The organism is Mesorhizobium sp. M5C.F.Ca.IN.020.32.2.1 (assembly GCF_004023105.1).
In the GTDB taxonomy this organism is placed as follows: domain Bacteria; phylum Pseudomonadota; class Alphaproteobacteria; order Rhizobiales; family Rhizobiaceae; genus Mesorhizobium; species Mesorhizobium wenxiniae.
Window position 1 is genome coordinate 1 of record NZ_RZSX01000794.1, and the last position, 2,905, is coordinate 2,905.

Annotated in this window: 3 protein-coding genes and 1 pseudogene; 2 read left to right on the forward strand and 2 right to left on the reverse strand. The window is 63.4% G+C overall.

The window, feature by feature from the left end:
• On the forward strand, nt 1-965 hold a 965-nt coding region (gene purD / locus EOA86_RS28915; RefSeq protein ID WP_128344791.1), incomplete at its 5' end, for a phosphoribosylamine--glycine ligase.
• A gap of 20 nt (nt 966-985) precedes the next feature.
• On the opposite strand, the gene EOA86_RS28920 is transcribed toward purD, so the two are convergent.
• Nucleotides 986-2,083 carry a GH25 family lysozyme gene (locus tag EOA86_RS28920; protein WP_164759671.1) on the reverse strand — a complete coding sequence of 366 codons (1,098 nt, stop codon included), beginning with the start codon at nt 2,081-2,083 and terminating at the stop codon, nt 986-988.
• 172 nt (nt 2,084-2,255) lie between these two features.
• Entirely contained in the window at nt 2,256-2,492 is a 237-nt protein-coding gene (locus tag EOA86_RS28925; protein WP_127210006.1) for a hypothetical protein, read from the reverse strand.
• Between the two features lie 210 nt (nt 2,493-2,702).
• On the opposite strand from EOA86_RS28925, the pseudogene EOA86_RS28930 reads away from it, so the two are divergent.
• A pseudogene (locus EOA86_RS28930) lies at nt 2,703-2,905 on the forward strand (acyl-CoA dehydrogenase); the annotation flags it as partial.

A 2,905-nucleotide genomic window follows, 5' to 3' on the forward strand; every position in this document is an offset into this window, starting at 1 on the left:
TCACCAAGGACCTCTGTGCGAAATACGATATCCCGACCGCCGCCTATGGCAGCTTCGGCGACTTGGCGTCGGCCAGGGCCTATGTCGAAAAGATGGGCGCGCCGATCGTCATCAAGGCCGACGGCCTCGCCGCCGGCAAGGGCGTCACCGTCGCCATGACGTTGGCCGAGGCGCTGGCCGCACTCGATGCCTGTTTCGACGGGTCCTTCGGACAGGCCGGCGCCGAGGTGGTCGTCGAGGAGTTTCTCACCGGCGAGGAGGCGAGTTTCTTTTGCCTGTGCGACGGCGCCACCGCGTTGCCGTTCGGCACCGCACAGGATCACAAGCGCCTCAGTGACGGCGACATCGGCCCGAACACCGGCGGTATGGGGGCTTATTCGCCGGCTCCGGTGATGACGCCGGAGATCATCGACCGGACCATGCGCGAGATCGTCGAGCCAACCATGCGCGGCATGGCCGAACTTGGCGCACCGTTTTCCGGCGTGCTGTTTGCCGGGCTGATGATATCAGGCGAGGGGCCGAAGCTGATCGAATACAACACCCGTTTCGGCGACCCGGAATGCCAGGTGCTGATGATGCGGCTGAAGGACGATCTCCTGGTCCTGCTCAACGCTTCTGCCGACGGCCAGCTTGCACACACCTCCGTGCGCTGGCGCGACGAGGCGGCGCTCACCGTGGTGATGGCGGCAAGGGGTTACCCCGGCACGCCGGAAAAGGGCTCGGTCATCCGCGGCCTCCAAGAGGCCGCTGGCGATGGCGTCGAGATCTTTCACGCCGGCACCGCCATCAACAGCGGCGCGCTGATCGCCAATGGCGGCCGTGTGCTCGACGTCACGGCTGTCGGCGGCACGGTCGGAGAGGCGCAGAGACGAGCCTATGCCACACTCGACCAGATCGATTGGCCGCAAGGTTTTTGCCGCCGCGATATCGGCTGGCAGGCCGTCGCGCGCGAGCAGGCGCGCTGACGCCGAACGGCTTTCAGCTTTTAGCGCTGGCCATGGTCGAACTCGGTTGATGCGGTGCTGACCGGATCGCCGGCGGCGGGCGTGGCTTCAACCGCTGATGCCGAGTGCTTTTCGTTCCGCGTCCAGGCCATATATTCGGCAATCCCGCGCGGAAGGCGCAGCAACGTCTTCACAGCAGGCATTTGAAAGCTGCTGCGGAACTTGGCCCAGCGGGCGCTGAACATGGCGGTGATTTCGGTGAAGGTCGATGGTGCCACCACGGTGGCGTAGGTGATGGCATTGCCCGCAAGGCCGGCCTCGCGCGAGAGAGGCACCGGTATCGAGGCAAGGTAGTCCGGCTGCACGTCGATCAGGCCGCCGAAGGGCCATTGCGCGCGCAATGTGGCGGCATCCATCGGTGCGACATTGACGTCGATATCGTTCGGCGTGCCGGCCACCCGGTAAGGACAGCGGAACCGGCCGCAATTGGCTTTTGCCGAGAACTGCCAGAGTGCGTAGCCTTGCCAGTTGCCCATCGGAAAATGCACGCCGATGTCCGGCTTGTAGCGCGCATACCAGAGCGGCAGCCGCGACAGGAGCCGGTATTTGTACTTGTTGTCGGCGATGTGCCTGGCGGTCTTGCCGTTGGTGTAGAGCACCGGAAAGCGGCCCAGCCGCCGATGCACATGGCGGACGAATTCCTCTGCATCCTCGAGCGACATCCATTTCGTGGGGTCGTCATCCTCGATGTCGAGGGCGAGCAGGTCATCCGGACCAGGTTTCGCGAAGTTGATGAAATTATTTGCCTGTCCCACGGGATTGCCGGGGCGGGCAAGATGGTAAGCGCCCCATTTCAGGCCGAGCGCCTTGGCCACCACCTTCCGCGTCTGGAACAGTTCCTGTGCCACCGCATGGCGCTTCCACAGCGCCTTGCAGAGCCGCGTCTCGGTCTCGTCGCCGAAACAGAAATAGGCTGGCGGCATCCCGTCGGACGCCTTGTTGATGAAACCGACGATCCGCTTGTCGGTCGCAAGTTCAGCCCAATCGATGGAATTGTATTCGTAGGCGTCGATCACCAGCGCACGGTCGGCCTTCCACGGCTCGGAGAAATCCGAGGCTTGTGCCGGCCCCAACGCCATTATCATCGCGGTCGCGACGAGGAGTCCTAGGCGGCGGAGAGGGTGCGCCGGCGGCTTCAAACAGCAGATCCTTGCTGGCCAAAGCCTGATCCTGAACCGCCATGGTTAAGGAAATGCTTTCGGCGGTCCGTGGCGAATGCCGCAATTCGGCCGGTTATGGTTTTGCTGGCCATCAACGAGGGGAGAGCGGCTGGATCTGGAACAGGTCGGGCGCCGGCGCCTGCGGCAGCGTTCCCTCAGCCTCGCGTTTGCGATGATGGGCCAGCGAGCATTTCGGCGAACACAGAATGCCGCGATCCGACCAATAGGCGGAGCCGACCTCGATCTTGCCCCGATGGTGCCAAAAACCTGCCGCTCGATAGGGCAGGCCGCATTCGATGCAGCGATACGCGTCAGGTCTGGCGAGCACGTGCGGTCCGATCCAGTATTCTTGGTCTGTCGCCGGTCGGCTTGTCCGGCCTTTTGCCGATTTTAGCCTGAACAGCTCCAAATGCAAAATCCGCGTGACAAAATTTGACGTTTACGTAAAAACAAGGCGGGAGCGGCGACCCAAAAGCGAATGGTTTTGTGTCCGCACGGATCATAAGTTTCCCTGCCGGACAGAGGAGGAGCGAGCGGCATGTATCGGGCACCGGTCGAGGAGATCGCCTTCACGCTGAAGTATGTGGCCGGCCTGAAGCCGGCGCTCGCCGCCGGCTCCTTTGGCGAGCTTGGCGAAGACCTCGTCGACGCCATTCTGGCGGAAGCCGGCCGCTTCGCCACAGAGGAGGTCGCGCCGCTCTACAAGATCGGCGATGAACTAGGCGCGGTGCTGAGCGGCGC

What these genes read in the sequence shown, in the direction of transcription:
- EOA86_RS28920 (WP_164759671.1), bottom strand. Translation starts at nt 2,083, where the DNA reads ATGGCGTTGGGGCCGGCACAAGCCTCGGATTTCTCCGAGCCGTGGAAG.